We start from the raw sequence: 291 nt of genomic DNA on the forward strand, positions 1-291 counted from the left end.
TGATAGTTGGCCTTATATCCCTCCGTTAAATGGGCCAGGGATGCTTTCATAAACACCACTGTTCCCCAGGCAGCACCTGGAGATTCAGGACGGGTATGACCATAATAATATTTTCCTTTAGATTTTTTCTTTCCGTCTGTATATATAGAGAGATAGTCGGTATCATCGAAGTATTGATAATCTATACCCGGACCACCCGGCTTTAAACGCGGGTCGTCAAAAGGGTATGAACTCATATACAAATGATTTTTCGAGGTGGTAATAAACGCCTGGTTATTGACCACCACCACT

At 42.6% G+C, this 291-nt stretch carries 1 pseudogene; it reads right to left on the reverse strand.

Annotated elements, in window-relative coordinates:
• Nucleotides 1–291 (reverse strand): annotated as a pseudogene (locus OGV71_RS00065) (T6SS immunity protein Tli3 family protein); the annotation flags it as partial.

The organism is Citrobacter sp. Cf088 (assembly GCF_030334295.1).
Taxonomy (GTDB): Bacteria; Pseudomonadota; Gammaproteobacteria; order Enterobacterales; family Enterobacteriaceae; genus Citrobacter; species Citrobacter freundii.